This is a genomic window from Microbacterium oleivorans NBRC 103075 (assembly GCF_001552475.1).
GTDB lineage: Bacteria > Actinomycetota > Actinomycetes > Actinomycetales > Microbacteriaceae > Microbacterium > Microbacterium oleivorans.
Window position 1 is genome coordinate 91,833 of the sequence record NZ_BCRG01000012.1, and the last position, 25,123, is coordinate 116,955.

A 25,123-nucleotide genomic window follows, 5' to 3' on the forward strand; every position below is an offset into this window, starting at 1 on the left:
CACGGTGCTGGCGCGCGGGAACCGAATCACGCGCGGGGCGGACTACCGTTCCGTCGTCCGCGGAGGTTCTCGTTGCGCCGCAGCGCACAGTGTGACCCATGTGGTCAGCACGTCTGAGCAGCGCCCCCCACGCTTCGGCTTCATCGTGAGCAAACAAGTGGGGGGCGCTGTTGTGCGTAACACCGTACGTCGCCGGCTGAAGGCCATCTGCGCCGAGGCCCTCCCGGACGTCCGCACCGGGGCCGATGTGGTCATCCGCGCGTTGCCGGCCGCGGCATCCGCTGATTTCGCGACGCTGCGTGCGGAAGTCGTCCGCTGTCTCGAGCGGAAGGCCGCCGCATGAGTTCCGCACCGCTTCCCTCGTACACACGGGGAGACGCCGTGATGGATGCTGCGTCACTGCCGACAGCGGTCGCCCTTCTCCCCCGCAATGCCGCCATCGGTCTCCTGCACGGATATCGGGCCACCATCTCCCAGGTGTACGGCGACGTGTGCAAGTACTATCCCTCGTGTTCGGCGTATGCGCTCGGCGCAGTGCAGCAGCACGGTGTCATCAAGGGTTCGGCCCTCGCGGCCGCCCGTCTCGCTCGATGCCACCCGTGGGCAGCGGGCGGGATCGACGATGTCCCCGCACACACGCACTTCCGGCACGACCTGACTTCGCACGGCTTCGTCGTGCCCCGCAGAAAGGACTGATCCTTGTTGGATCTCTTCGCCGCCGCGACTCTCGAGCCGCTCCCCAACCCGACGACTCCTCGTCCGGGAGGGCTGGACTTCTTCAGCACGATCCTCTGGCCGTTCAAGTTCGTCGTCGAGGCGATCCTGGTCTTCTGGCACTGGGTCTTCACTTCGATCGGTCTGCAGCCGGATGCCGGTCTGACCTGGGTTTTGTCCATCGTCGGACTTGTCATCGTGGTCCGCGCTGCCCTGATTCCGCTGTTCGTGCGGCAGATCAAGAGCCAGCGCAAGATGATGGAACTGGCGCCCGAGATGCGCAAGATCCAGGAGCGCTACCGCGGCAAGCGCGATCAGCTCTCTCGCGAGGCTATGAGCCGCGAGACCATGGCGATGTACAAGAAGCACGGCACATCACCGCTGTCGAGCTGTCTTCCCCTGCTCGTGCAGATGCCGATCCTCCTCGGCATGTTCTACACGCTCAGTGAAGTCAAACGCCACGCGGAATGGGGCGTCGGCGGCACCGGGCTGCTCAATCCGGTCCTGACTCGCGAGTTCTACAACGCCGAACTCTTCGGCGTGGCACCGCTGCACGTCAACATGATCGACGCGATCAACACGAATCAGACCGCCACAGTCGTGATCCTGGTGATCCTCGTGATCCTCATGATCCTGTCGCAGTTCTTCACACAGCTGCAGATCATCTCGAAGAACCTCTCCCCCGAGGCCAAGACCGGCCAGGCGTACCAGATGCAGCGCATCATGCTCTACGTCCTCCCGCTCGCCTTCATCTTCTCGGGTGTCTTCTTCCCGCTCGGCGTCGTCATGTACTGGTTCACGTCGAACATCTGGACCATGGTTCAGCAGTTCATCGTGATCCGGAATCTGCCCACGCCCGGCTCCGAGGCGGCCAAGGCCCGCGAGGAGCGACTGGCGAAGAAGGGCAAGGCGCTCGATTCCAGCGGCAAGGTCATCCCGATGGCGAAGTACGAGGCCGAGCAGCAGCGTCTGCTCGAAGAGGCCGAGCGTGCCAAAGCTGAGGCCCCGAAACGGCAGCAGCCCGTGGGGAAGAACCGCGCGAAGAAGCAGGCTCAGAAGGGCAAGCAGGACGGAACGTCCTGACGAGGACCGAAGGATTCACTCATGACCACGACTGAACAGAACCCCAGCGCACGCCCGACGCCGACGGTCGACGAGCTCGAGCAGGAAGGCGACATCGCCGCGGATTTCGTCGAGGGCATCCTCGACATCGCCGACATCGATGGCGACCTCACGCTCGACGTGCGCGCCGGCCGCGCGTACGTCTCCGTCGAGAATGAGCAGCCCGCTGCGCTTGCGCTGCTCGCCGACCCGGATACCGTGCAGGCACTGCAGGAGCTGACGCGCATCGCGGTTCAGACCAAGACGGGGCGTTTCTCCCGTCTGATCCTCGACGTCGGTGGATCGCGTGACGCGCGAAGAGGCCAGCTGCAGAAGCTCGTCGAGCGCGCAGTCGAGCGCCTCGACGACGGCGCATCGCAGGCATCGCTCCCCCCGATGTCCAGCTACGAGCGCAAGCTCATCCACGATATCGCGGCCGAGCACGGCCTCGTGTCGGAGTCGTACGGTGAGGGTGCGGACCGCCACACGGTTCTCCGACGTGGCTGACGTTTCACGTGAAACACCCGAGGCGGAACCGGCTGCCGCGGTATCCGTCTTCGGCGCTCGGATCGATCTCGCCCGTCGCTTCACCGACGCCCTGATCTCACAGGGAGAGGAGCGGGGCCTCATCGGCCCACTCGAGCTCCCCCGCATCTGGACACGTCATGTTCTGAACAGCGCCGTTGCGGCTCCTCTGTTCACCTCGGGGTCCCGGGTTGGCGACATCGGATCGGGTGCGGGTCTGCCGGGTCTGGTGCTCGCCATTGCTCGGCCGGATGTGCGGTGGGTGCTCATCGAGCCGATGGAACGTCGCGTCGCGTGGCTGACGGAACAGACGGACGAACTCGGCCTCGACAATGTCGAGATCGTGCGTGCCCGCGGCGAGGAGTGGGCCGAGGGAGCGGTATTGGATGCCGTGACAGCTCGCGCCGTCAGCGCGTTCCGGACCTTGATCCCGATCACCGCGCCGTTGGTGCGCAACGGCGGTGAGTTGGTCCTTCTCAAGGGAGCGAACGCCGCGAACGAGATCACGGCTGCCCAGAAGGTCATCCGCACCTTCCGATTGACGAAGGTTCGCGTCGAACCTGTCGGCGAGGGTGTCATTGGCGAGCCAACCCGCGTGATTCGCGCGATCGTTCGATAGCGCTGACGCTGTTTCACGTGAAACGCAGCGCCGTATAGGTTCGGTCGATCGGCGTTTCACGTGAAACGCCGTGCCCGACGGCGCCCGTTTCACGTGAAACACGCCGACGACTCGGGGCTGGGGGATGCCTCGACTACAGTGAGATGGTCCTCGACACGACAGGAGTAACAGGTGCCGGATTCGGAGAACACAACCTCTCCCGCACCCTTCTCATTCGACGACAGTCCGATCGCCCGCGAATTGGCCGATCTGACGTCGCGTCGAAAAGCACTGGCGGGGGTGCAGGTCGAATTCGACGGCACAACGCGAGTGGTGACGGTGTCGAACCAGAAGGGCGGTGTGGGGAAGACGACCACGACGGTCAACCTCGCCGCAGGACTCGCGTCGATCGGCGCTCGCGTCCTCGTCATCGACTTGGATCCCCAGGGAAACGCGTCTACGGCACTCGGTATCCCGCACAGTGCGGACGTCGCGAGCATCTACGACGTCTTGATCGACGAGGAACCGCTGGCGGACGTCATTCAGACGAGCCCGGAGTCGGAGAACCTGCTCTGTGCGCCCTCCACGATCCATCTGGCCGGCGCGGAGATCGAGTTGGTGTCGCAGGTTGCCCGTGAGCATCGTCTCAGGACCGCTCTGGACACATACCTGAGCGAGAATCACGTCGATTTCGTGTTCATCGACTGCCCACCCTCGCTGGGACTGCTCACCATCAACGCCTTCACTGCCGCAACAGAGGTTCTCATCCCCATCCAGTGCGAGTACTACGCGCTGGAAGGACTGAGCCAGCTTCTCGGCAGTGTCACCATGATCCAGAAGCACCTGAACACGTCGTTGCACTTGTCGACGATCCTGCTGACGATGTACGACGGACGCACGCGATTGGCGCAGCAGGTCGCCGATGAGGTGCGAACTCACTTCCCTGAACGCGTGTTGACGACGGTCATCCCGCGTTCGGTTCGAGTTTCCGAGGCGCCGAGCTTCGGGCAGACGGTCATCGCCTACGACGGGCAGTCCGCGGGCGCGGTCGCCTACCGCGAAGCGGCGGTGGAGATCGTTCGACGCGGTCACGAGCAGAAATCACACGAAGGAGCCCGTTGATGGCTAAGCGAACCGGACTGGGCCGGGGCATCGGTGCCCTCATCCCCACGCAGGACCCGTCGGAGGCGCGTCCTGTCGACGTCTTCTTCCCCGGCGCATCCCTGGCTGAGGGGTCCATGGACGCCATGGAGTCGGCGGATGCCGCTGCCGCGGCCGAGTCCACCTCGGCGCAGGATGATCTGGTCGCTGTTCCAGGGACCCGACTGATCGAGATCGATCCGAATTCGATCGTCCCGAACCCTCGCCAGCCGCGCTCGAACTTCGACGCGGACGATCTGGCGGAACTCGTGCACAGCGTGCGCGAGTTCGGTGTCCTGCAGCCCGTCGTCGTGCGTCGCAACGACGAGGGCGAGTTCGAGCTCATCATGGGCGAGCGCCGCACGCGCGCCGCGCGCGAAGCGGGTCTTACCGCGATACCCGCCGTCCTGCGTGAGACGGAGGACGAACACCTCCTCCGTGACGCGCTGCTCGAGAACCTCCACCGCTCTCAGCTGAACCCGCTCGAAGAGGCGTCGGCCTATCAACAGCTTCTCGAGGACTTCGGTATCACGCAGGAGGAGCTCGCGACTCGGATCGGCCGCTCGCGTCCCCAGATCAGCAACACCATCCGTCTCTTGAAGCTCCCGGTGCCCGTGCAGCAGCGCGTGGCCGCCGGCGTTCTCAGCGCCGGGCACGCGAGAGCGATCCTCTCGGTAGAAGATGTCGACACCATGCAGCGTCTCGCTGACAAGATCGTGAACGAGGATCTGTCCGTGAGGGCGGCGGAGGCAGCGGCCAAGACGATCGGCAACCGGGTACGTCCGCTGCCGAAGGCGGGCACTCGCCGAGCACACCTCGACGACGTCGCGGAGCGTCTGGGGGACCGCCTGAACACCAAGGTCAAGATCGCTTTGACCGCCCGTAAAGGCCAGATCAGCATCGATTTCGCTACAATTCAGGATCTCAACCGGATCCTCGGTGAGCTGGGTGAGACCGAGTTCGGCGCGTCGTGAATCCCGGTCGCTCCGACCTTGAACCCAGGGTGCGCGCGTAGGCTTGTCGGGTGAGTGATCGCCCCCATCTTCCGCGTCGTGCCAGCCTTGAGGTGCTGCGGGCTGAGGCATCGGATGAGCTCTCCGTGATCGTCGAGGAGCGTGTGCTCCAAGGCGAAGACCCATGGGCATTCATGGAGGACCTGCCGACGGTCGACGAACTCGTGGTCCTGACGTTGCGCGCGGAGAACATCGCCGCTGACGGCGGTCAGCAGCCTAACGAGGCGCGGAACTATCGAGTGCTGCGCCAGATCTCCCTCGACTATCCCCCACTGAGCGCGGCTGTCTGGCGACTTCTCGGCAGCGAGCCGCACCGGACCTGGGATGTGTCGGTCCGCGCGTCCTGACCGTTCCACGTGAAACATCCGCGTTCACCGGACGGGGTTACGGTCAAGGCATGCACCGATCGGTTCAGGGCGCGTCTCTTGTCATCCGCTCGTCTGTCGGTCCGACTCGCGAGGTTGTCGCCGACGCGATGAAGAGGCGCAACGTCCCGGCGATGGTCGGGATGGCGAACGGGCGGCCCATCGTTCGCGTCGCACTCGACGCCTCGGGCGAGCTGATTCTGGCGCGGGACGATGGATCGCTCATCGCGACCGCACCTCAGCCCGTTCTGGCGTCGCTGGCCACGGAATGGGATGCGGACGTCACCCTCGACAGCGCAGACTTCTTCGTCTCGGCATCCGCTCGTGAAGAGTCCGAACCGGAAGGACCGATGCCGCAGCCGGCGGCACGGCGGGTGTACGTCATCGGAGGATCAACCGCGATCGATCCCGGGCACCGGCAGAACCTCTCTGCTCAGCTGGAAGCGTCGATCAGTGTGGTCCCGGCGGGCGATTGTCTTCTCCTGCAGGCTCGGGGCGACGTCCAGGAGTACTGGCCGCCCGCACAGCGACCGGTCGTCGCGGTGACCCTCCGCGACGACGCGCTCACCGTCGAGGTGTACAGCCGGGCGGCTTTGGGTGCGTCGGGTGAAAGGGCGGTGATGCGCGGCATCCCGGACCTCACGCTTTCGTGGCCGACGTGGTGGCGTGCGGTGCTCGCAGAAGAGGGGGAGGTGGGTCGGGTGCAGCGGATGCTGGCGCGCGGCCAGCTGACGCCGACCACGCTCGTGGGCGGCGAGGATCAGAGCCGGATCGCGCTCGCTGAGCTCGGCACGGACCTGAACGCCGTAGACGTGCTCTTGGATCGGCCCAACCACGAAGGACTCGTGGATGCCGTGGCCGCCACCCTGGGTCTACCGCGAGAGGTGGTCGAGCTCGTCCAGGGGACGATGACCGTCGACGATCTGCCGGGTTCGGAACACGTCGAGCGAACCGCGGCGGGTCGGATCGTGTGGAAACAGATTCGTCGGGACGAGACACCAAAAGGGTGGTGGCGCCGCTTTTTTCCCAGATGAAGCATAAGAAACGACGAAGGACCCGGCGACCGGGGTCGCGCGGGTCCTTCGTGAAGTACGGGTCTCAGCCGATGTAGTCGGCGAGGTCCTGCTGGAGGGCGAACTTCGGCTTCGCACCGATGATCGTCTTCTCGACCTCACCCTTGTTGAACACCTTCATCGCGGGGATGGAGGTGATCTGGTACTGCATGGCGAGCTGCGGGTTCTCGTCGACGTTGAGCTTCAGAACCGTGATCTTCTCGGGGTTCTCGGTCTGGATCTCGTCGAGGATGGGGCCGACCATGCGACAGGGTCCGCACCACTCGGCCCAGAAGTCCACCAGAACGGGGCCTTCGGCGTCGATGACGTCCTGCTGCCAGGTGCTCTCGCTCGTTGCCTTGGCGGTCATATGTCTGTCTCCTTAGTGGTCGACACGATCGTGTCTGTGAGGGGAAAACGCGGCGGATGCCGGAATTGTTCCGCGGTCAGGCGGCGTCAGCTTCGGCGTCGTGACGATCGTCGATGACGGCGGCGTCTTGCGCAGGAGCACCCGCGTCGCCACGAGCGGCGAGGTAGTGCTCGAGGTCGAGGGCCGCGACCGTGCCGCTGCCGGCGGCGGTGACCGCCTGGCGGTAGGTCGGGTCGATGACGTCTCCTGCGGCGAAGACGCCCTCGACCGACGTCTTGGAGGTGCGGCCGTCGACCCAGACGGTGCCGTGCTCCGTGATGTCGAGCACGTTGTGCACCAGGTGGGTGCGGGGGTCATAGCCGATCGCGACGAAGACGCCGTCGAGTGCCAGGTCGCGCTCGGAGCCGTCGACGGTGTCGCGGAGACGGACGCCGGTCACGGCATCCTCACCCAGCACGTCGATGACCTCGCTGTTCCAGACGAATTCGATCTTCTCGTTGGCCTGCGCGCGGTCCTGCATGATCTTGGAGGCGCGGAGCTCGTCGCGGCGATGGATCACGTAGACCTTCGAGGCGAACTTGGTGAGGAACGTCGCCTCTTCCATGGCGGAGTCGCCGCCACCGACGACGGCGATGACCTTCTCGCGGAAGAAGAACCCGTCGCAGGTCGCGCAGTAGGAGACGCCACGGCCGGAGAGGCGGGTCTCACCCTCGATGCCGATCTTGCGGGGAGCGGAACCGGTGGCGAACACGATGGCCTCGGCCTCGTGGGTCACGCCGCGGCCGAGCGTGACGGTCTTGACGTCGCCGGAGACGTCGAGCGACACGACGTCGTCGTAGACGACCTCCGCGCCGAACTTCTCGGCCTGCTCCTGCATCTTGGCCATGAGGTCGGGACCCATGACGCCCTCGGGGAAACCGGGGAAGTTCTCGACCTCGGTGGTGTTCATCAGCTCACCGCCGGCCTCGACCGAACTCGCCACCACGAGGGGCGACAGGTTCGCGCGGGCAGCGTAGATGGCCGCGGTGTACCCCGCGGGGCCCGAGCCGATGATGATGACCTTGCGCACGATGAATCCCTTCTCAACCGGGGCGAATACCCTCGCCCCGACACGTCCAACCAATGCTAGCCGTGTGGCATTCCACGCCGCCTGGGCGGGGCGGATGTCTCAGCGACCGGGGAGGAAGCGGCGAAGCGCCCGCCCGGCCATCGTCAGCTCAGGAGTCCGGAATACGGCGAGGATCGCGGCGTAGACGACGAGTGTGGTACCGCCGATGAGTGCAGCGCCGGCGAAGCCGAGCAGGCGCTCGGACACCGCCCACCCGTCCACGCCGCCGAAGAGGGCGAAGACTCCCCATCCGGCGACAGCGGCGGGGATGGCCGCGAGGAGGAAGCGAAGGATGCCGCGGAACGCGCCGCTGAGCCCGAGAGGCCCGATCTTGCGGCGCAGGAGCGTGATCGCGAGAGCGAACTGCACGATGTTGGCGACGGACTGCCCGAGGGCGATCGCCACGGCCAACCACTCTCTGGAGAGGACCCCCGCGCCCAGGAGAGCGGATGCCGTGAGCGCGGTGGCGATCACGATCGCCGCCTGTACGAGCGTGTACACGAAGGGGGTGCGGGTGTCCTTGAGGGCGTAGAACGTCCGCTGGAGGCCGAACTGGAATGACAGCGGCAGCAGGGCGACGAGGTAGGCGACGAGCACCCACGCGAAGGCGACTGCCTCACTCGGATCGGTGGTGAACAGGCGGGCCAACGGCACTGCCGCCACGATCATCGCAGCGAGGACGCCGACCATGAAGATGCCGACGGTCCGGGTGAGGGAAGACAGGTCGGCGGTGACGGCATCCGTCCGTCCTTCGGCCACGTGCTCGCTGAGCCGCGTGTAGTACGGCGTTCCCAGCGATAGGACGATCACGGAGAACGGCAGCATGAACAGGAGCCAGGCGTTCTGCAGGGTCGCGCCCGCAGCGTCGGTGCCGGAGGCAGCGCCAACGATGTTGACCTGGACGGCGCCGGCGATCTGCCCCGCGACGACCATGAGGAACGTCCAGCCGGCCAGGCGACCGATGTGCCGGAGGCCGATGCCCCGCCAGTGGAAATCGGGTCGCACGTGCAGGCCTGCGCGCCGCCAGAAGAGGAACAGGATGCCGGCTTGAACGACGATGCCCAGGGTCGCGGTGCCGCCCATCAGTGCGATCATCCCGGCGGTCCAGCCAGTCGCTGCCTTGTACGTCCCGAACAGAGCGATGAAAACACCGAATCCTGTGATCGAGATGACGTTGTTCACGATGGGCGACCAGGCGAACGGACCGAAGATTCGATTCGCATTGAGGACCTCGCCCACGAGCGCATAAAGACCGTAGAACAGCAGCTGCGGGAGGCACCAGTACGCAAGTGCGAGAGTGAGGGTCTTGGCCTCTTCGGTGAACTTCCCCGCGTAGATCTCGACAAGCAGCGGGGCCGCGACGACCGCCACCGCCGTGACGACGAGCAACGCAAGGACGCCGAGCGTGAGGAGCTTGGAGACGAATGCGCTGCCGCGATCGTCGTGGGTCTTCACCGCCTTGACGATCTGAGGGACGATCACGCCGGCGAGGAGGCCCGAGGAGATGAGGGCGAAGACCGAGTTCGGAAGCTGGTTCGCGACGGCGAACGAGTCGGCGGCCCTCGCTCCGACGGTGCCGATCGCGACCGTCAGCACGATGTTGCGGATCAACCCCGTGATGCGGGACGCCATGGTGCCGACGGCGACGGTGGCGCTGGCGCGGTCGAGCCCGGCCATCAGGCGTCCACCGGCATCCGTCGGCGTCGCCGGACTGTGCGGACGACACCGAACACGAGAAGAACGCTCACGAGGACGCTGAGGATGATGATCGAGACCGCCTCCCACTCGGCACGCACCGAGACGTTGATGGTCTCGGTCGGGCCGATCTCGACGCCGGCGGGGGTCCGCAGCTTCAGGTCGACGGAGGATTCCCCGCTGCCGACCAGAGCCGAGACCGGGATGGCGACGCGGCTCGTCTGCTGGGCGCCGATCTCGACCTCGGTGGTGGATTCGATCACGAGGCGGGCGTCGTTCGGCGCGGCGAGGAGGTCCACGCGTGCAGGCCAGGGGAGGTCGTTGCGTACCGTGAAGACAAGCGGCGCGGACGTGCCGGCGAGGGTGATCGGCCCGCCCGGGACGAGGGCGACGCCGTCGGTCCAGGTGGCGATGCGTTCGCGCTGTGTCTGGACCGCGGCATCCCATCCGTCGGGGTCGCCGAGCCAGCCGTTGCCGAGCAGCTGCAGTTCCGTCGCGCGCTCGGACGAGGCCAGCTGCGACGGGTCATCGAGAACCCCGGCGATGCGGGAGAGGCCGGGCTGCGCCGCGCGGAACTCTTTGAGCACCGCGACGCGGTCGGCATCCGGCGTCACAGACACCGGCCGGACCGAGGCGGGGTCGGCGGCGAGCAGCCCGTCGAGGCCGGTGGTGGTCCACCCAGGCAGCGCCGTTGCCCCCCGGATCGCATCACGGAGCTCCGCCTCGGACCGCCCGTTCGCCCGATCGACGGTGACGAGGAGGGGGCCGGCCGGATCGATCAAGGTGGCCCGCGCGGTGGCCTCCGCGAGGGCGCTGGCGCGTTCGGTCGCGTCGCCCGTGGTCGAGGCCTGGGCGAGGAGACCGGAGAGGTCCTCGTTGTAGACGAGCAGGTCGGCATCGCCCGCGGTCGCGTGGGCCGCGGCATCCGATCGGGCGAGGGAACTCGGCAACAGGGTGACCGGGGTGTCCTGCGTGCCGGTCACGGCGCTGAGTGCGGTCGCGGTCTCGGCACCGGCGGTGCCCGTCGCGGGCCAGTACACGGCATCGCGGTCAGCGCCGACGTCGAACAGCGCGTCGAGTGACGGGAGCGCCACCTGGCCCGGAGTGGGGCTCGGGGCCGGGGTCGCGCCGGCAGCATCCGTCGTCACCTCGAAGTTCGCGGCGTCGAGGTAGGCCGAGAACGAGGTCATCCGGCCGGGGGATGCCGCTCCCGCGCCGACCTGCGCGGCGAGATCGGCGTCGCCGTACTGCAGCGCGAAGCGCTCGTTCGGAAGGGACATGAGCTCGTCGAGCCACGCGACGGCGTCGGCCGGCGCGCTCTTGCCCAAGGCACGGATCGACGCGGCGATCGCCGGATCGACCGCGAGGATCGCGTCGGTGCCACTCACCGCGTCGAGCTGTTCGCGGAGCGCACCTCCGTCGGCCGTCAGCTCTCGGAGGACATCTGCTCCCAGCGCCCCGGTCGTCTGAGGCCCGGCAGTGATCGGAACGATGACACCGACGCGCTGCGTGGGTTCCCCCGTCCGGGGCACGACGACGACCGTCCGCGCACGAAGGGTCTCGTCACCCGTCGTGTACGCGACGCGTACGGGGTAGATCCCCGGCTCGAGGTCTTCGAGCGCGGCGTCGTCGGGGGCGACCGAGACCGAGACGGATGCCGACTGCTGACCTGCGACTTCGGGGACGTCGCTCTCGCCGACCGCATCGAACGGGACGGCCGCAGCGCCGCTGTCGAGCCAGGAGTCGAGTGAGCCGCGCGTCGTCAGGGCGCGCGTGCCGAACTCGAAGGTCGCCTCACCCGCGGCGAGGGCGGTGGCGGTGGGGTTGTCAGCGGACAGGGTCAGCGTCAGCGGGGCGGATGCCGAGAGTACCCCGTCGTTCGCCGGCGCGAGGACGGCGGTGGCCGCCTCACCGTCAGCCGGATCGTCGACCGCAGCGAAGGCGGCCGGCACCGGGGAGGCCAGCGCGAGGACAGCGCTCGCCGCCGTCGCCGCACACAGCCAACGGGATCGGCGCGGCGGACGTCGGCCCGGAACAGGCGAGATGAAGGTCATGAAGAGGTCGATTCCTGTGCGATCCATGACCGCACCATCGGGAGCGATTCTAGGGTCACCGCCCTGCGGAGCCCCTGATTGGGCGCGAGGGCCGGTTGAATGGAGGGGTGAGCGACTCCCGGCATCCCGACCCGTCAACCGTTGCCGCGCTCCGCGCCGACCTGGCCGCGGCGGGGTACACCGCCGGTGCCGTGCGCGCCGCGTGGGGTGGGCTGGCGGACGATGCGATCGGTCGGGGCCTGCTCGCTCCCGCCCGTCGCGCGCTCGGCGGGCGAACCGATCCGCTCGCCCTCCTGAGTCGCACCCTGTTCCTCGGCGACGCCGCCGGGGTCGCCGACCTCGACGCCGCGCTGCCGACCGCGGGCGCGGCGGGCCTGGCCGCCCTGGGGCTCGCCCGCATCGACGGCGACACCGCGACCCCGACCGTCCTCGTCCGGCCGCAGGACTACACGGATGCCGCCGGCTCGGGCCACTGGTGGATCGTGAGCGACCTCGACGAGGCGGCTCTGGGCGGCCCGCTCCCGACCGGTCACGTCCTCGGGGTGGGTGGCGCTTCGCTCACCCTCGCGGGTCTGCAGCTCGACACTCCGGCGCAGCGCGTCCTGGACCTGGGAACGGGATGCGGCATCCAGGCCCTGCGTGCGCGCCGGAGCGCCCCCCACGTCGTCGCGACGGACGTGTCGGAGCGTGCTCTGGAGCTGACCGTGCTGAACGCCGCCCTCAACGACGTCGACGGGATCGAGGTGCGCCATGGCAGCCTCTTCGAGCCCGTCGCGGGTGAGGAGTTCGACCGTGTCGTCTCCAACCCGCCGTTCGTCATCACGCCGCGCGTCGCCGGCGTTCCCGAGTACGAGTACCGCGACGCGGGATTCGCGGGCGACGACCTCGTCGCGGCCTTCGTGTCGGGCGTGGGCGACGTGCTGGCCCCCGGCGGCACGGCGCAGCTGCTCGGGAACTGGGAGTACCGGAACGACCGTGACGGTCTCGACCGCGTGCGCGACTGGGTCGCGGCATCCGCTCAGCCTCTCGACGCGTGGATCGTGGAACGCGAGCGGCTCGACCCGCTCGCCTACGCGGAGCTGTGGGTCCGCGACGGCGGCACGACCCCCGGGAGCCCCGACTACGCGCGGCTCATCGACGCATGGCTCGCCGATTTCGACGCCCGCGGGGTGACGGCCGTCGGGTTCGGGTACCTGCTGCTGCGCCGCACTCCGATCGGGATGCCGCCCCTCGCCCGCTACGAGAAGATCTCCCAGCCGGTGGGCGGCACCCTCGGCACGCACCTCGCCTCGGCGCTCGCCGCCTGGGACCGGCTCGGGCTGCTCGACGACGACGCGCTCGCCGAAGTGACCGCCGTCGTGAGCGCGGATGTCACCGAGGCCCGGCACCACCGTCCGGGCGCCGAGGAGCCCTCGGTCATCGAGCTGCACCAGGGCGGCGGCTTCGGTCGCGTGCTGAACGTCGACCCGGCGCTCGCGGCCCTCGTCGGCGCGTGCGACGGCGACCTGCCGCTCGGCGTGCTCATCGACGCGATCGCCGACCTGCTCGAGGTCGACGCGGTCCCGCTGCGCGCCGACCTGCTCCCGCGCGTCCGTGAGCTCGTGTTCACCGGGTTCCTGCGCCTGGGCTGACCGGCCGGCGTTCGGGGGCGTGCGCCGAGGCCAGGGATCGGCGGCGACACGCCGATGACGGATGCCGGGGCGCGGGGTATCGCGCGGCATCCACTGCATCCGCATAGGGTGCGGGGCCCCCGCCGAAGCCCCCGGCGCACGTCGGTAGGCTCGTTGTCATGCTGAACATGGCCGAGGGTCTCGCGCGCCTGGGCGCGCTCGCGGAGGCCCCCGTGTCGGCCGCGCTCGCCCGCGCCTTCTCGGATGCCGGGTTCGAACTCGCGATCGTCGGGGGCCCCGTCCGCGACGCGCTGCTCGGCCGCACGGTGAACGACCTCGACTACACGACGAACGCGCGCCCCGACGACATCCTGCGGATCGTGAAGCCGCTCTCGACGGCGACGTGGGACATCGGCCGCGCCTTCGGAACGATCGGCGCCAAGGTCCGGGGTGAGCAGGTCGAGATCACGACCTATCGCGCCGACAGCTACGACGGCACGACCCGCAAGCCGACCGTCGAGTTCGGCGACACCCTCGAGCAGGACCTCGCCCGGCGCGATTTCACGGTGAACGCGATGGCGCTCCGCATCCCGGGGCCCTCCCTCGTCGACCCGACCGGCGGTGTCGAGGACCTCGTCGATATGACCCTCCGCACTCCCACCGATCCCGACGTGAGCTTCGGTGACGACCCGCTCCGGATGCTGCGCGCCGCCCGATTTGCGAGCCAGCTCCGCGTGGAGGTCCATCCCGCGACCCTCGAGGCGATGAGCCGGCTCGCGCCGAGCCTGTCGATCGTGAGTCCCGAGCGGGTGCAGGGGGAGCTCGTGAAGCTCCTCTCGACGGAGGCGCCGGACCGCGGCATCCGTCTGCTGGTCGACACCGGTCTCATGGAGCTGTTCCTGCCCGAGGTCCCCGCTCTGCGGCTCGAAGTCGACGAGCACCACCACCACAAGGACGTGTACGAGCACTCGCTCACGGTCCTCGCGCAGGCCATCGAGCTCGAGAAGCAGCGACACCCGGGCCAGGCGCCCGACGTCACGCTCCGCCTCGCGGCGCTCCTGCACGACATCGGCAAGCCGGCGACTCGCAAGCTCGAGCCCGGTGGCGCCGTGAGCTTCCACCACCACGACGTCAAAGGCGCTCGGATGGCGCGCAAGCGCCTGCAGGCCCTCAAGTTCGACGGCGCGACGACGGATGCCGTGTGTCAGCTCATCGAGCAGCACCTCCGCTTCTTCGGCTACGCCGAGGGCGCGTGGACCGACTCCGCCGTCCGCCGGTACGTGCGTGACGCCGGCGAGCAGCTCGAGCGGCTGCACATCCTCACGCGCGCCGACGTGACGACGCGGAACAAGCGCAAGGCCGGCCGGCTCCGCAGCGCGTACGACGACATCGAGGCGCGGATCGCGCAGCTCGCCGAGCAGGAGGAGCTCGAGTCGATGCGCCCGGAGCTCGACGGCAACCGCATCCAGGAGGTCCTCGGCATCCGTCCCGGCCGTGAGGTCGGCGAGGCGTACCGGTTCCTGCTCGACATCCGTCTCGACGAGGGTGTCATCGGACCGGATGCCGCCGAGCAGCGCCTCCGCGAATGGTGGGCGTCGCGCGCCTGACCTGCCGGCTGATCTGCCCCGAAGCGCTCATTCCCCGTCGGGCTCGAACACGCTCTCGATCGTCGTCTCGAACAGGCGGGCGATGCGGAACGCGAGCGGCAGGCTGGGGTCGAAGCGACCGCGTTCGATCGAGATGATCGTCTGGCGAGAGACGCCGAGCTCATCGGCGAGCCGTTGCTGCGACCAGCCGCGATCCTGACGGAGTGCGCACAGCGAGTTCTGCACGGTCAGCCCCGACGCCGCGCGATCAGATAGCGGATGCCGCAGCTGCCCATCGCGACGACGAGCACGCCGATCAGGGCGATGAGCATGTCGATGCGGATGTTGGTGATGGCGAAGAAGGTCGTGCCGAGTCCCGTGATCAGCAGCGTGTCCGAGAACGCCCCCTGCGCGGCCTTGTCGTACCAGGCGCCCTCGATGGATTCCTCGGGCCGGTCGATCGCGCCGCGGAGGGTGTCTCGATCGACGAGGAACACCCACACCAGACCGACGAGCGCCGGGAGGGTGACGACCGTGAAGCCGATTCCCACCACGAAGGGCGGAGTGGGGGCATCCCACATCGCGGCGGCGATGACGCCGACCACCACGGCCAGCACGAGGCCGGCCGGGATCGCGATCGCCATCGCGGGGGTACGGCTGCCGCCGCGGAGGCGACCCCACCGGGTGCGGTCGAGTTCCGGCGCGGTTCCGTCGGTGTCGGTCATGGTGCCCTCCCAGGTGTCAAGGTCGCTTTACTGTAAAGCAACCTTGACACAGCCGAGGCGAGCGGCGCAAATGCGACGTCAGAGGCGTCGCGCCGCAGTGAGGTCGATGATGAAGAGCGCGGCGCCCTGGATGACGATGGCGAGACCGTGTCCGCGGGCATCCGCGGGACTCAAGCGGCCGCCGAATGAGGGCGTCCGCGCGGCGAGGTGCCCCCCGGTCGCGACGTAGCCGACATCGAGCGCCGAGTTCACCAGGAGGATGCGTCGCAGCATCCGCTTCTTCGGAACGTTCTGCTGCCGGCGGGTGAACGCCGCGAGGCCGGCGTCGATCGCCCCCCACATCAGCGTCTGCACGCCGAACGCGCGGGTGCGGGGGAACAGCGCGAGCGCGCCCCCGATGATCACGGATGCCGTCCCCCACCGGGTCAGGCGGTGGACGACGGTGCCGGTGACGCTCTTCGCGGATGCCATGGCTCCATGATGAGGGAGCGCCGGTGCAGAGAGGCGGTTCGCCCGTCACGATCTGCACCCCCGAGCGGCGCGTCGTGACGGGCGAAGCGGGACTCAGGCGGCGCGGGATGCCGCGAGGGTGCGCCCGGCGTCGATCGCGGCCTGCTCGGCCCCGGCCTTGAGCTCAGCAGCGGCGTCCGTGAAGGCGTCCAGCGCCGGGTTGACCCCGACCAGGGTGAACGGGCGGTGGACGACGGTGAGGTCGAGACCCCAGACATCCTCGAAGACCCGGCGGAGCCACCCGGTCGAGTGGTCCCAGCCCTCGCGCGGGCTGCCGGGCTCGTAGTTGCCTCCGAGGACGGTCACCAGCGTCGCCGGCTTCCCGCGGAGCGCCGTTCCCTGCGGGTCGATGCGCGGGTCGGTGTACGCGAGGTCGAACCAGGTCTTCACGTGCTGCGAGACGCCGTAGTTGTAGAGCGGCACGGTGAACAGCAGCGCATCGGCGTCGATCAGTTCGTCGGCGAGACGCGCGCGCAGCGCGATCGCCTCGCGCTGCCCGTCGGTCTGCTGGTCGGCCGGCGTGAAACCGGAAGTCACCGAGTCACGCCACGCGGTCGCGACGATCGGGTCGGCGGCGACGTCGCGCCGGACGACGGTCGACGACGGGTGGGCGGCGAGCCACTCCGCTTCGACGAGGTCGCCGAGCTCGCGGCTGGCGGACGTGGCGGGCAGGATGCTGGCATCGAGGCGGAACAGGGTCATGTGCTTCTCCGATCAGAGTGACTATGGAAAACATAGCGGCTTCGGGAACGCTAGCACGCCTACGATGGAGGCATGGCCGATGATCACGACGCGCGACAGTGCGATGCCGCGGTCTCGCACGCGTTCTCGGTCCTCGGCAAACGCTGGAACGGCATGATCCTCGACGTTCTCGGCGAAGGGGAGCTCTCGTTCTCAGGAGTGCGCCGTGCCGTCTCGGGCATCAGCGACGCCGTCCTCTCCGACCGGCTCACCGAACTCTCCGACGCCGGCCTCATCGCGCGTCAGGTCGCACCGGGGCCGCCGGTCGCCGTCACGTACGCGCTCACCGAGGCCGGGTGCCGTCTCGTGCCGATCCTGAACCAGCTCGGCGAGTGGGCAGAGGGCAACCTCCTCCGGCGTTGAGCCCTGTCGCTCTCCGGCAGGCCGACCTAGACTGACCGGCACCGCTCCTTCGACGCTGATCGGAGCCTCATGACGTCGCCGTGGTCCGTCCGGACCGAGGTCGCACCCGCCACCTCGCGCCTGCTCATCGAGCGTGCGCACGAGGAGTTGCTCGCCGGCAACGCCGGGGATCCCCGGTTGGCGGACGTCCGCCCGCTCGTGCGCGAGTCGTGGCGTCGGTCGCTGGCCTCGTCCGCCGCCGCCGAAGGGCTTCCCCGACTCGACATGACGGCCGACGAGCTCGAGGCCTACCGTCGCGCGCACCCGCTGGCCCCAGTGATGGAGATGGTGCGATCCCTGTTGCTCCCTGGATCGGCCGAGGACTCCGGGGTGGTCGTCGCGGTCGGGGATGCCTCGGGCCGCCTCCTCTGGGTCGAGGGAGATCGCGGCATCCGCACCCTGACGGGCGACATGGGCTTCGTCGCGGGCGCGGACTGGGCCGAGGCATCCGTCGGCACCTCAGCACCCGGCACCGCCCTCGCTCTCGATCGCGCCGTGCAGATTCGGCAGGCCGAGCACTTCAACCGATTCGTACAGCCGTGGTCGTGCACCGCTGCGCCCGTCCACGACCCCGAGACCCGACGGCTGCTCGGCGTCATCGACGTGACCGGCGGGTCGGAGGCCGTGACCCCGCAGGCGCAGCTGCTCGTCGATGCCACGGCGCGCGCGGTCGAGAGCGAGCTGCTCGTCGGTCGGCTGCGCTCGCGTGCCGCGGCGCCGAGGCGAGCAGCCCGTCGGCCGGCGCACTCGCACGCGGCTCTGCGCGTGCTCGGACGCGACCGCGCCCTGCTCGAGACGTCGGGGGATGCCGCGGCATCCGTCGTCGAGCTCAGCGCGAGGCACGCCGAGATCCTGCTCATGCTGGCGACCCACCGGGAAGGCCTGTCGGCGGAGGCGCTCGCCGCGCTCGTCTACGGGGAGGCGGCTGTCGAGACGCTCCGGCCCGAGATGGTGCGGCTGCGGAAGATCCTCGAGAAGCGCGCGCCGCACCTCGTGCCGCTGTCGCGGCCGTACCGGCTGCCCGCCGACCTCGAAACCGATGTGCAGCACGTCGTCTCGCTGCTCGGTCGGGGAGCGCACCGCGTCGCACTCGCCGCCTACCCCGGAGCGGTGCTGCCCGAATCGGTCGCGCCGGGAGTCGAGGAACTGCGGGCCTCCGTGCGGGCCGCTCTCCGCGAGACGCTCCTGGCCGAAGCCGGCGTCGACGTCCTGCTCGCCTACGCCGACACAGCCGAGGGCGCGGAGGATGCCGAGGTGCTGCGCCTGTGCCTGGCGATGCTCCCCGCTCGCTCCCCGCGCCGGGCAGGACTCGTCGCCCGCATCGAGGCGCTCGGCGCCTGACCCGGCTTCCGCTGTCGCCATCGGCGGGGCGGCGCGGCGTGTTGTGACAGGGGGCGAGGGGATGCCGGGGCGCAACCCGATGCAACGTCGGGCGGCGTAGCGTGCCGGGCATGCCGACTGCGGCGAGGACGCCGCATCCATGTCCGTCGAAGGAGACAGCATGACCATCGTCGAAGAGGGCGTCTCGAGCGCCTACGCCGCACCCGGCCAGCGAGGAGCCGTGGCGGAATACCGCGCGCGGTACGGCCACTACATCGGCGGGGAGTTCGTCGAGCCCGTCAAGGGGCAGTACTTCGAGAACATCACCCCCGTCACCGGTAAGCCGTTCTGCGAGGTCGGCCGCGGCACTGTCGAGGACATCGACCGCGCCGTCGAGGTCGCCTGGCAAGCGTTCGCGTCGTGGCGTAAGACCACGCCCGCCGAGCGTGCCGTCATCCTCAACAAGATCGCGGACCGCATCGAGCAGAACCTCGAGAAGATCGCCGTCGCCGAGACGTGGGAGAACGGCAAGCCGGTCCGTGAGACCCTGGCCGCCGACATCCCGCTCGCGGCCGATCACTTCCGCTATTTCGCGGGCGTACTGCGTGCCCAGGAGGGCACCCTCAGCCAACTCGATGAAGACACCGTGGCGTACCACTTCCACGAGCCGCTCGGAGTGGTGGGCCAGATCATCCCCTGGAACTTCCCCATTCTCATGGCCACGTGGAAGCTCGCGCCCGCGCTGGCGGCGGGCAACTGCGTCGTGTTGAAGCCGGCTGAGCAGACTCCGGCATCCATCCTGTTCCTCTTCGAGATCATCGGCGACCTGCTGCCCGCGGGAGTCGTGAACATCGTCAACGGGTTCGGCATCGAAGCCGGCGCCCCACTCGCCTCGCACAAGCGCATCCGCAAGATCGCCTTCACCGGTGAGACGACGACCGGCCGCCTGATCATGCAGTACGCCTCGCAGAACCTCATCCCCGTCACCCTCGAACTCGGCGGCAAGAGCCCGAACCTGTTCTTCGAGGACGTCGCCAGCCGCACCGACGACGCCTACTACGACAAGGCGCTCGAGGGCTTCACGATGTTCGCTCTCAACCAGGGCGAGGTCTGCACATGCCCGTCCCGGTCGCTCATCCAGCGTTCGATCTACGACTCGTTCCTCTCGGACGGTCTCGAGCGCGTCGGCAAGGTCGTGCAGGGCAACCCGCTCGACCCGGCCACGATGATCGGCGCCCAGGCATCCAACGATCAGCTCGAGAAGATCCTCAGCTACATCGACATCGGCAAGCAGGGCGGCGCGAAGCTCCTCACCGGCGGGGAGCGCGTCGACCTGGGCGGCGATCTGAGCGGCGGGTACTACGTCGCTCCGACGGTGTTCGAGGGGACGAACGACATGCGGATCTTCCAGGAGGAGATCTTCGGCCCGGTCCTGTCGGTCACGAGCTTCGACGACTTCGACGACGCCATCTCCATCGCCAACGACACGCTGTACGGGCTCGGCGCAGGTGTCTGGAGCCGCTCCGGCACCACCGCGTACCGAGCGGGACGTGCCATCGAGGCGGGCCGCGTCTGGACGAACACGTACCACCAGTACCCCGCTCACGCGGCGTTCGGCGGGTACAAGCAGTCCGGAATCGGACGTGAGAACCACCTCAAGATGCTCGACCACTACCAGCAGACGAAGAACCTGCTCGTGTCCTACGCCGAGGGCGCGATGGGCTTCTTCTGAACCGACATCCCATGACCGACACCACCTACAGCAGGGTCGCCGTCTCCGACGAGGCGGCGGCTCTGCTGCGCACCCTGACCGCGCAGTACGGCCCGCTGATGTTCCATCAGTCGGGGGGATGCTGCGACGGCAGCTCTCCCATGTGCTTTCCCGTCGGTATGTTCCTGATCGGACCGGGCGACGTGAAGCTGGGCGACATCGACGCGGGCCTCGACGATCCGATCGAGGTGTACATGTCGGCATCCCAGTTCGAGTACTGGAAGTACACGCACCTCACGATCGACGTGGTCCCGGGCAGGGGGGCGGGGTTCTCGGTCGAAGGACCGACCGGGATGCGGTTCCTCATCCGTTCGCGCATGCTCACCGCCGACGAGCTCGTCGCCTTCGGACTCGCCTGACCCCGCACACGAACGCGCCCCCCGTCCGGTGGACGAGGGGCGCGTTCGTGTGCGGGTGAGGTCAGGGTGCGCAGACCTTGGAGATCTCGCCTGCGGCGTCAGTGAACGCCGTGATGCCGTCGTTCAGGCCACCGGCCGCAGCCTGGATGCCGGCCTGGTCCTTCGAGTCGATGGCGTCGCTCAGCTCGACGAAGACCTTCTCGAAGTCGCTCCACGCGGTGGAGTAGGACTCGAATGCAGCGGAGACCTCGGGGTTGGTGATCTTGCCGGAGATGCCGTCGATCGTCGTGCCGATCTTGGTGAAGGTCTCGCGAGCGGCCTTCGTGTCGCCCGACTGGACCGACTCGGACAGCTCACCGCTGGCACTGTTGATCTCGGTGCTGAGCGAGGCCAGGTCGGACTGCAGGATGTTGCAGGCGTCGGCGGTGCTCTGGTCGCCGGCGGGTGCCTCGGCCTCGGCGGACGGGGACTGCTCGGCGGGCGCGGAACTGACCGGAGCCGGCGTCGTCGTCGTGCCGGACTCGGCCGAGCCACAGCCGGTCAGAGCGAAAAGTGCCAGGGTCGCGACGGCGAAACCGGCCGAGATGGTCGAGGTGCGTGACATGTGTGGGTCTCCTTGGTGAGCGACGTGCGGGAAGCACCAGGACACGCGCCCCCCGACGAACGATCACGATAGCCGAGAGAGCGCCGATGTCCAGAGTCGTGGACCCCGACCGGCCCACTGTGCTACTCCGGTGCGGCCGCTGTGCACCGACAGCGTCCGTTCACCCTCGCGCCACCTTCCGGACACGCCCGCTTGTTTGGATCACGGCGTGTCCTCTCCGATCGTGACCGTCATCCTTCCGGCGAAAGACGCGGGCCCCTACATCGGCACGACCGTCACGACGCTCGGACGGCAGTTCCAGGATCCGGGGCGTCTGCGCCTCGTCGTCATCGACGACGGGTCGACCGACGACACGCGTGCGCAGGTGCAGCACTTCGCCCGTGAGATGCCGCACGTCGAGATCATCTCCAACCCGCAACCGGTCGGTCTCGCCGCCGCGCGCAACCAGGGCCTCGCGCACGTCGACACGGAGTTCTTCTGCTTCGTCGACGGCGACGACTGGATGCACCCCGAGCGCCTGGAGAGCCTCGTCGACTCGATGCGCCGATTGGAATGCGACTTCGTGCGCACCGATCACGTCACCGACACGGACGGCCGCCGTCGTCTCATGAAGGCGCCGCACGCCTGGCGCGGCCGTGTGGTCTCGCCCCGCGACGCGATCCTCCCGGCGGACGAGACGACCATGGTCGACTACCCCTATGCCTGGGCGGGGATGTTCCACCGCCGCATCCTCGACCAAGGGCTCGCTCACTTCGAGCCCGGCCTGTTCACGGCGGAGGATCGGCCCTGGATCTGGCGTCTGCACCTCCGCGCCTCGACCTTCGCGGTCGTCGATGCACCGGCCATCCTCTACCGCCGCGGGGTGACAACCTCGCTGACGCAGGTGCTCGACCGGCGTCAGCTCGACTTCCTTCCGGCGTTCGCCGAGGCGATCCGCGTGGTGGAGGACGATCACGAGGCGGAGCGCTTCCTCCCGAAGATCGCCACCACCACGATGTCGGTGTGCGCGTACCACCTCTTCCGGGCGCGGGCGATGTCGACGGCCGATCGCACGGCGCTTCGCAGCGGCATCCGTGATCTCCTCCGCGCCATCCCGGGCGACCAGATCGACCCGGCGTTGTCCCGACTGTCGGATCGTCGACGGCGCATCCTTGCGCGCCTCGTGCGCGAGGTCCGCAGCGCATGACGCAGATCTTCGTCCTCAACTCGGCGTACGGCCTCATGACCGCGGTGGCCGCGATGGATGCCGGGGCTGTCCCCGCCTCGACGTCGGGCCGCATCCTCGTCGCCGTGAACGCGGCGATCATCCCGGAGGCCGGCGACGGCATCGTCGACGCGCCACACCTCGCGAGCTTGCGTTCCCGCTTCGACCGCGTCGTCGACCTCAACGAGCTGCTCGCGCCGGAGCGGCCCCCGCACTGGAGAGTCACGACGGGCCAGGCTCCCGTCCTGCAACGCCTGCTGCGCCAAGCGTGGGAGATCGGCGACGGCGAGGTCGAACTGTTCCTGCAGAGCCCGCAGGTCGCGCCGTCCCGCGTCTTCATCGACGTCTTCACCGGAGCGCCGGTGTCGATCGTCGGCGACGGCCTCATGACGTACTCGCCCATCCGCAACCGGTGGCCGCACACCGTCGCCGGACGCGTCGTCGGCGTGGTCTACGCCGACACGGTCCCCGGCGTCGAGCCGCTGCTGTTCGCCGGAACGGAACGGCTGCCCGTTGCGCCCGAGGCGCTCCGTACGGTGATCGACGAGGTCGCCGACGCCACCGACGATCCCGACATCGACGCACTCACCACCCTCGAACGTCCCGCGCTGATCCTGGGGCAGTACCTCTCCGCGCTGAAACTCATCACACCGGACGAAGAGCTGCAGATGCAGTGCGAGATGATCGACCGGGCCCTCGAGTGGTCACCCGGTTCGATCGTGTTCAAGCCGCACCCGTCCGCGGCCCCTGCGCTCATCGACGACCTCGCCGCGCACGCCGCCACCCGCGGCGTGGCCTTCGCGGTGTTCCGGGGCGGCACGCCCGCCGAGGTGCTCGCCCTGCGGCTGCCGTTCGTCGGAGCGGTGGCGGGGTTCTCGACCGCGCTTCCCACACTGCAGGCGCTGACCGGACTGCCCATCGCCGCCGTCGGAACCGAACTGCTGCTGCAGCGACTGCGCCCGTACGAGAACGGCAACCGCATCCCGGTGACGATCATCGACGCGCTCACCCGGCCCGACTCGCCGTACCAGGGCGAGCGGATGCAGCATCTCGTCGACGCCGTCGGGTACGCGATGCAACCGGTCATCGCCGCGCACCTCCGTCCACGGGCCGAGGAGTTCCTGGCGGTGGCCTCGGCCGGGGAGCGGCACCGCTACTTCGCCCACACGCGGCTGAGTTCGCTCGGGCTCCACGGCGGTACCCGCCCCGGGTTGCTCGCCCGGGCGCTGGGTCCCCGCGACGGTGCGAGCCGCATCACCGAGATCCAACTGGCGATCCGCGGTGCGCGGCGTCGAGGCAAGCGGGCCTGGAAGGCCATTCGAGGAGGATGACCGTGGCCGCCACCGTCGAGACGATCGCCATCATTCCCGCCCGGGGCGGGTCGAAGGGTGTGCCGGGCAAGAACGTGGCTCGCGTCGGCGGCATCCCGCTCATCGCCCGCGCGGTCCGCGCGGCCCTCTCGTCCGGCGTCATCGATCTCGTCGTGGTCTCGACCGACGATGCGGTCATCGCATCCGCCGCTCGGACAGCGGGTGCCCGGGTGGTCGAGCGGCCCACCGAGATCTCGGGAGACACGGCGAGCTCCGAGAGCGCGCTGCTGCACGCCCTCGACACCCTCGCCGCGGACGGCATCGCCCCGCGAGTGACGGCGTTCCTGCAGGCGACGAGCCCGTTCATCCCCTCCGACGCGCTGCGCGACGCCGTCGCCGCTGTCCGCGACGGTCGGGCCGATAGTGCGTTCTCTGCGCGGGAGAGCTACGAGTTCGTCTGGCGACGGGATGCCGACGGTGCGGCAGCGGCCATCGCCCACGACGCCGCGCATCGCCCGCGCCGACAGGACCGCGACCCGCACTTCGTAGAGACCGGCGCCTTCTACGTGTTCACGACAGCGGGCTTCCGCGCCGCGCGACACCGTTTCTTCGGACGCACCGAGATCGTCGAGGTACCGGAGGCGACCGCGATCGAGATCGACGACCCGGGCCAGCTCCGTGCCGCGCAGGCGCTCGCCCCCCTCGTCGATCCGCCCGAGCCGCTCGCCGCGAGAGTCGTCGTGACCGACTTCGACGGCGTCCACACCGATGACACCGCCTGGGTGGATGCCACCGGCACCGAGCACGTGCGGGTCAGCCGCTCCGACGGCATGGGCGTCGCTCTGCTCCGGCGGGCCGGGGTGCCCGTGCTGATCCTGTCGACCGAGCAGAACGCGGTGGTGCGGGCGCGCGCCGAGAAGCTGCAGGTCGAGGTGATCCACGGAGTCGACGACAAGGCATCCGTCTTGCGTCAGTGGGCCGCGGACCGCGGTGTCGATCTTGCCGAGACCGCCTACCTCGGCAACGACGTCAACGACCTCGCCGCCATGGCGCTCGTCGGGTGGCCGGTCGCCGTCGCCGACGCTCGGCCCGACGTTCTGGCTGCCGCTCGGGTCGTCCTGGCGCGCGACGGCGGCGACGGCGCAGTGCGCGAACTGGCCGACCGCGTGCTCGCCGCCCGCTGAGCGCACGCATCCGACAGCCAGTCGTCCGGTCCTCGCCATCCGGGGTTCATCCGTCATTCACA

27 protein-coding genes are annotated in these 25,123 nt (G+C 68.9%); 18 read left to right on the forward strand and 9 right to left on the reverse strand.

Annotation, left to right across the window (positions count from 1 at the left end):
- The first annotated feature begins 4 nt into the window (after positions 1-4).
- The 9 genes from rnpA to MO1_RS12155 all read left to right on the forward strand — a co-directional run bounded on the left by rnpA (position 5) and on the right by MO1_RS12155 (position 6,490).
- Positions 5-343 (forward strand): ribonuclease P protein component, encoded by a 339-nt coding sequence (rnpA, locus tag MO1_RS12115; RefSeq protein WP_076708857.1) that lies wholly within the window; start codon positions 5-7, stop codon positions 341-343.
- 41 nt (positions 344-384) lie between these two features.
- Complete coding sequence (yidD, locus tag MO1_RS12120) at positions 385-696, forward strand: membrane protein insertion efficiency factor YidD (protein WP_036311241.1); 312 nt, start codon at positions 385-387, stop codon at positions 694-696.
- A 6-nt stretch (positions 697-702) separates the two neighbouring features.
- Positions 703-1,797 carry a membrane protein insertase YidC gene (gene yidC / locus MO1_RS12125; protein WP_036311244.1) on the forward strand — a complete coding sequence of 365 codons (1,095 nt, stop codon included), beginning with the start codon at positions 703-705 and terminating at the stop codon, positions 1,795-1,797.
- A 21-nt stretch (positions 1,798-1,818) separates the two neighbouring features.
- A complete protein-coding gene (locus MO1_RS12130; protein ID WP_036311246.1) occupies positions 1,819-2,322 on the forward strand; it encodes a Jag family protein in 504 nt (167 codons plus the stop codon).
- Complete coding sequence (gene rsmG, locus MO1_RS12135; RefSeq protein WP_255209266.1) at positions 2,315-2,959, forward strand: 16S rRNA (guanine(527)-N(7))-methyltransferase RsmG; 645 nt, start codon at positions 2,315-2,317, stop codon at positions 2,957-2,959. The genes MO1_RS12130 and rsmG overlap by 8 nt, the downstream gene beginning before the upstream one ends.
- A gap of 171 nt (positions 2,960-3,130) precedes the next feature.
- Positions 3,131-4,060 (forward strand): ParA family protein, encoded by a 930-nt coding sequence (locus MO1_RS12140; protein WP_036311248.1) that lies wholly within the window; start codon positions 3,131-3,133, stop codon positions 4,058-4,060.
- Complete coding sequence (locus MO1_RS12145; RefSeq protein ID WP_036311250.1) at positions 4,060-5,052, forward strand: ParB/RepB/Spo0J family partition protein; 993 nt, start codon at positions 4,060-4,062, stop codon at positions 5,050-5,052. Before MO1_RS12140 ends, MO1_RS12145 begins: the two co-directional genes overlap by 1 nt.
- A gap of 50 nt (positions 5,053-5,102) precedes the next feature.
- Positions 5,103-5,438 (forward strand): hypothetical protein, encoded by a 336-nt coding sequence (locus MO1_RS12150; RefSeq protein ID WP_036311252.1) that lies wholly within the window; start codon positions 5,103-5,105, stop codon positions 5,436-5,438.
- Positions 5,439-5,488: 50 nt separating this feature from the next.
- Complete coding sequence (locus tag MO1_RS12155; RefSeq protein WP_060916158.1) at positions 5,489-6,490, forward strand: hypothetical protein; 1,002 nt, start codon at positions 5,489-5,491, stop codon at positions 6,488-6,490.
- A 64-nt stretch (positions 6,491-6,554) separates the two neighbouring features.
- On the opposite strand, the gene trxA is transcribed toward MO1_RS12155, so the two are convergent.
- The 4 genes from trxA to MO1_RS12175 form a co-directional block, all read right to left on the reverse strand.
- A complete protein-coding gene (trxA, locus tag MO1_RS12160) occupies positions 6,555-6,878 on the reverse strand; it encodes a thioredoxin (protein ID WP_018187790.1) in 324 nt (107 codons plus the stop codon).
- Positions 6,879-6,954: 76 nt separating this feature from the next.
- Entirely contained in the window at positions 6,955-7,947 is a 993-nt protein-coding gene (gene trxB, locus MO1_RS12165) for a thioredoxin-disulfide reductase (RefSeq protein ID WP_060916159.1), read from the reverse strand.
- Between the two features lie 99 nt (positions 7,948-8,046).
- On the reverse strand, positions 8,047-9,663 hold the full coding sequence (gene murJ, locus MO1_RS12170; protein WP_060916160.1) for a murein biosynthesis integral membrane protein MurJ: 1,617 nt from the start codon (positions 9,661-9,663) through the stop codon (positions 8,047-8,049).
- A complete protein-coding gene (locus MO1_RS12175; RefSeq protein ID WP_060916161.1) occupies positions 9,663-11,762 on the reverse strand; it encodes a DUF6049 family protein in 2,100 nt (699 codons plus the stop codon). Before MO1_RS12175 ends, murJ begins: the two co-directional genes overlap by 1 nt.
- A gap of 80 nt (positions 11,763-11,842) precedes the next feature.
- Here MO1_RS12175 and MO1_RS12180 point away from each other — a divergent pair, with 80 nt between their 5' ends.
- Positions 11,843-13,366 carry a DUF7059 domain-containing protein gene (locus MO1_RS12180; RefSeq protein WP_060916162.1) on the forward strand — a complete coding sequence of 508 codons (1,524 nt, stop codon included), beginning with the start codon at positions 11,843-11,845 and terminating at the stop codon, positions 13,364-13,366.
- A 158-nt stretch (positions 13,367-13,524) separates the two neighbouring features.
- Positions 13,525-14,952, forward strand: coding sequence for a CCA tRNA nucleotidyltransferase (locus MO1_RS12185; RefSeq protein WP_036311262.1), 1,428 nt, complete (start codon positions 13,525-13,527; stop codon positions 14,950-14,952).
- A gap of 27 nt (positions 14,953-14,979) precedes the next feature.
- On the opposite strand, the gene MO1_RS12190 is transcribed toward MO1_RS12185, so the two are convergent.
- The 4 genes from MO1_RS12190 to MO1_RS12205 all read right to left on the reverse strand — a co-directional run bounded on the left by MO1_RS12190 (position 14,980) and on the right by MO1_RS12205 (position 16,868).
- A complete protein-coding gene (locus MO1_RS12190; protein ID WP_060916163.1) occupies positions 14,980-15,177 on the reverse strand; it encodes a helix-turn-helix transcriptional regulator in 198 nt (65 codons plus the stop codon).
- Between the two features lie 2 nt (positions 15,178-15,179).
- Positions 15,180-15,656 carry a hypothetical protein gene (locus MO1_RS12195; RefSeq protein WP_060916164.1) on the reverse strand — a complete coding sequence of 159 codons (477 nt, stop codon included), beginning with the start codon at positions 15,654-15,656 and terminating at the stop codon, positions 15,180-15,182.
- 78 nt (positions 15,657-15,734) lie between these two features.
- Positions 15,735-16,127: a DUF6992 family protein gene (locus MO1_RS12200; RefSeq protein ID WP_060916165.1), complete on the reverse strand. Its 393-nt coding sequence runs from the start codon at positions 16,125-16,127 to the stop codon at positions 15,735-15,737.
- Between the two features lie 93 nt (positions 16,128-16,220).
- Positions 16,221-16,868: an FMN-dependent NADH-azoreductase gene (locus MO1_RS12205; protein ID WP_036311271.1), complete on the reverse strand. Its 648-nt coding sequence runs from the start codon at positions 16,866-16,868 to the stop codon at positions 16,221-16,223.
- 72 nt (positions 16,869-16,940) lie between these two features.
- Between MO1_RS12205 and MO1_RS12210 the strand changes: the two genes are divergently transcribed.
- From MO1_RS12210 to MO1_RS12225, 4 genes are all read left to right on the forward strand, one after another.
- Positions 16,941-17,270, forward strand: coding sequence for a winged helix-turn-helix transcriptional regulator (locus MO1_RS12210; RefSeq protein WP_036311274.1), 330 nt, complete (start codon positions 16,941-16,943; stop codon positions 17,268-17,270).
- Between the two features lie 69 nt (positions 17,271-17,339).
- The gene (locus MO1_RS12215; protein ID WP_036311276.1) at positions 17,340-18,650 is read left to right on the forward strand and encodes a helix-turn-helix domain-containing protein; all 1,311 of its coding nucleotides are present in this window, start codon (positions 17,340-17,342) and stop codon (positions 18,648-18,650) included.
- 160 nt (positions 18,651-18,810) lie between these two features.
- Positions 18,811-20,361: an acetaldehyde dehydrogenase ExaC gene (gene exaC, locus MO1_RS12220; protein ID WP_060916175.1), complete on the forward strand. Its 1,551-nt coding sequence runs from the start codon at positions 18,811-18,813 to the stop codon at positions 20,359-20,361.
- 11 nt (positions 20,362-20,372) lie between these two features.
- Complete coding sequence (locus MO1_RS12225) at positions 20,373-20,759, forward strand: DUF779 domain-containing protein (protein WP_036311278.1); 387 nt, start codon at positions 20,373-20,375, stop codon at positions 20,757-20,759.
- Positions 20,760-20,820: 61 nt separating this feature from the next.
- On the opposite strand, the gene MO1_RS12230 is transcribed toward MO1_RS12225, so the two are convergent.
- A complete protein-coding gene (locus tag MO1_RS12230; RefSeq protein ID WP_036311280.1) occupies positions 20,821-21,363 on the reverse strand; it encodes a hypothetical protein in 543 nt (180 codons plus the stop codon).
- Positions 21,364-21,571: 208 nt separating this feature from the next.
- On the opposite strand from MO1_RS12230, the gene MO1_RS12235 reads away from it, so the two are divergent.
- Genes MO1_RS12235 through MO1_RS12245 form a run of 3 tightly spaced genes read left to right on the forward strand, consistent with a single transcriptional unit; the run spans position 21,572 to position 25,061 of the window.
- Positions 21,572-22,549 carry a glycosyltransferase family 2 protein gene (locus MO1_RS12235; RefSeq protein ID WP_236081040.1) on the forward strand — a complete coding sequence of 326 codons (978 nt, stop codon included), beginning with the start codon at positions 21,572-21,574 and terminating at the stop codon, positions 22,547-22,549.
- Positions 22,546-23,898: a polysialyltransferase family glycosyltransferase gene (locus MO1_RS12240; protein WP_060916167.1), complete on the forward strand. Its 1,353-nt coding sequence runs from the start codon at positions 22,546-22,548 to the stop codon at positions 23,896-23,898. The genes MO1_RS12235 and MO1_RS12240 overlap by 4 nt, the downstream gene beginning before the upstream one ends.
- The gene (locus MO1_RS12245) at positions 23,895-25,061 is read left to right on the forward strand and encodes an acylneuraminate cytidylyltransferase (RefSeq protein ID WP_060916168.1); all 1,167 of its coding nucleotides are present in this window, start codon (positions 23,895-23,897) and stop codon (positions 25,059-25,061) included. Before MO1_RS12240 ends, MO1_RS12245 begins: the two co-directional genes overlap by 4 nt.
- Positions 25,062-25,123: the final 62 nt, after the last annotated feature.

Bases quoted from the DNA above. Each gene is read 5' to 3' on its own strand.
- yidD (WP_036311241.1), top strand. From the start codon at position 385: ATGGATGCTGCGTCACTGCCGACAGCGGTCGCCCTTCTCCCCCGCAAT.
- MO1_RS12130 (WP_036311246.1), top strand. From the start codon at position 1,819: ATGACCACGACTGAACAGAACCCCAGCGCACGCCCGACGCCGACGGTC.
- MO1_RS12145 (WP_036311250.1), top strand. From the start codon at position 4,060: ATGGCTAAGCGAACCGGACTGGGCCGGGGCATCGGTGCCCTCATCCCC.
- MO1_RS12155 (WP_060916158.1), top strand. From the start codon at position 5,489: ATGCACCGATCGGTTCAGGGCGCGTCTCTTGTCATCCGCTCGTCTGTC.
- trxA (WP_018187790.1), bottom strand. From the start codon at position 6,878: ATGACCGCCAAGGCAACGAGCGAGAGCACCTGGCAGCAGGACGTCATC.
- murJ (WP_060916160.1), bottom strand. From the start codon at position 9,663: ATGGCCGGGCTCGACCGCGCCAGCGCCACCGTCGCCGTCGGCACCATG.
- MO1_RS12175 (WP_060916161.1), bottom strand. From the start codon at position 11,762: ATGGATCGCACAGGAATCGACCTCTTCATGACCTTCATCTCGCCTGTT.
- MO1_RS12185 (WP_036311262.1), top strand. From the start codon at position 13,525: ATGCTGAACATGGCCGAGGGTCTCGCGCGCCTGGGCGCGCTCGCGGAG.
- MO1_RS12195 (WP_060916164.1), bottom strand. From the start codon at position 15,656: ATGACCGACACCGACGGAACCGCGCCGGAACTCGACCGCACCCGGTGG.
- MO1_RS12200 (WP_060916165.1), bottom strand. From the start codon at position 16,127: ATGGCATCCGCGAAGAGCGTCACCGGCACCGTCGTCCACCGCCTGACC.
- MO1_RS12205 (WP_036311271.1), bottom strand. From the start codon at position 16,868: ATGACCCTGTTCCGCCTCGATGCCAGCATCCTGCCCGCCACGTCCGCC.
- MO1_RS12210 (WP_036311274.1), top strand. From the start codon at position 16,941: ATGGCCGATGATCACGACGCGCGACAGTGCGATGCCGCGGTCTCGCAC.
- MO1_RS12215 (WP_036311276.1), top strand. From the start codon at position 17,340: ATGACGTCGCCGTGGTCCGTCCGGACCGAGGTCGCACCCGCCACCTCG.
- exaC (WP_060916175.1), top strand. From the start codon at position 18,811: ATGACCATCGTCGAAGAGGGCGTCTCGAGCGCCTACGCCGCACCCGGC.
- MO1_RS12225 (WP_036311278.1), top strand. From the start codon at position 20,373: ATGACCGACACCACCTACAGCAGGGTCGCCGTCTCCGACGAGGCGGCG.
- MO1_RS12230 (WP_036311280.1), bottom strand. From the start codon at position 21,363: ATGTCACGCACCTCGACCATCTCGGCCGGTTTCGCCGTCGCGACCCTG.
- MO1_RS12240 (WP_060916167.1), top strand. From the start codon at position 22,546: ATGACGCAGATCTTCGTCCTCAACTCGGCGTACGGCCTCATGACCGCG.
- MO1_RS12245 (WP_060916168.1), top strand. From the start codon at position 23,895: ATGACCGTGGCCGCCACCGTCGAGACGATCGCCATCATTCCCGCCCGG.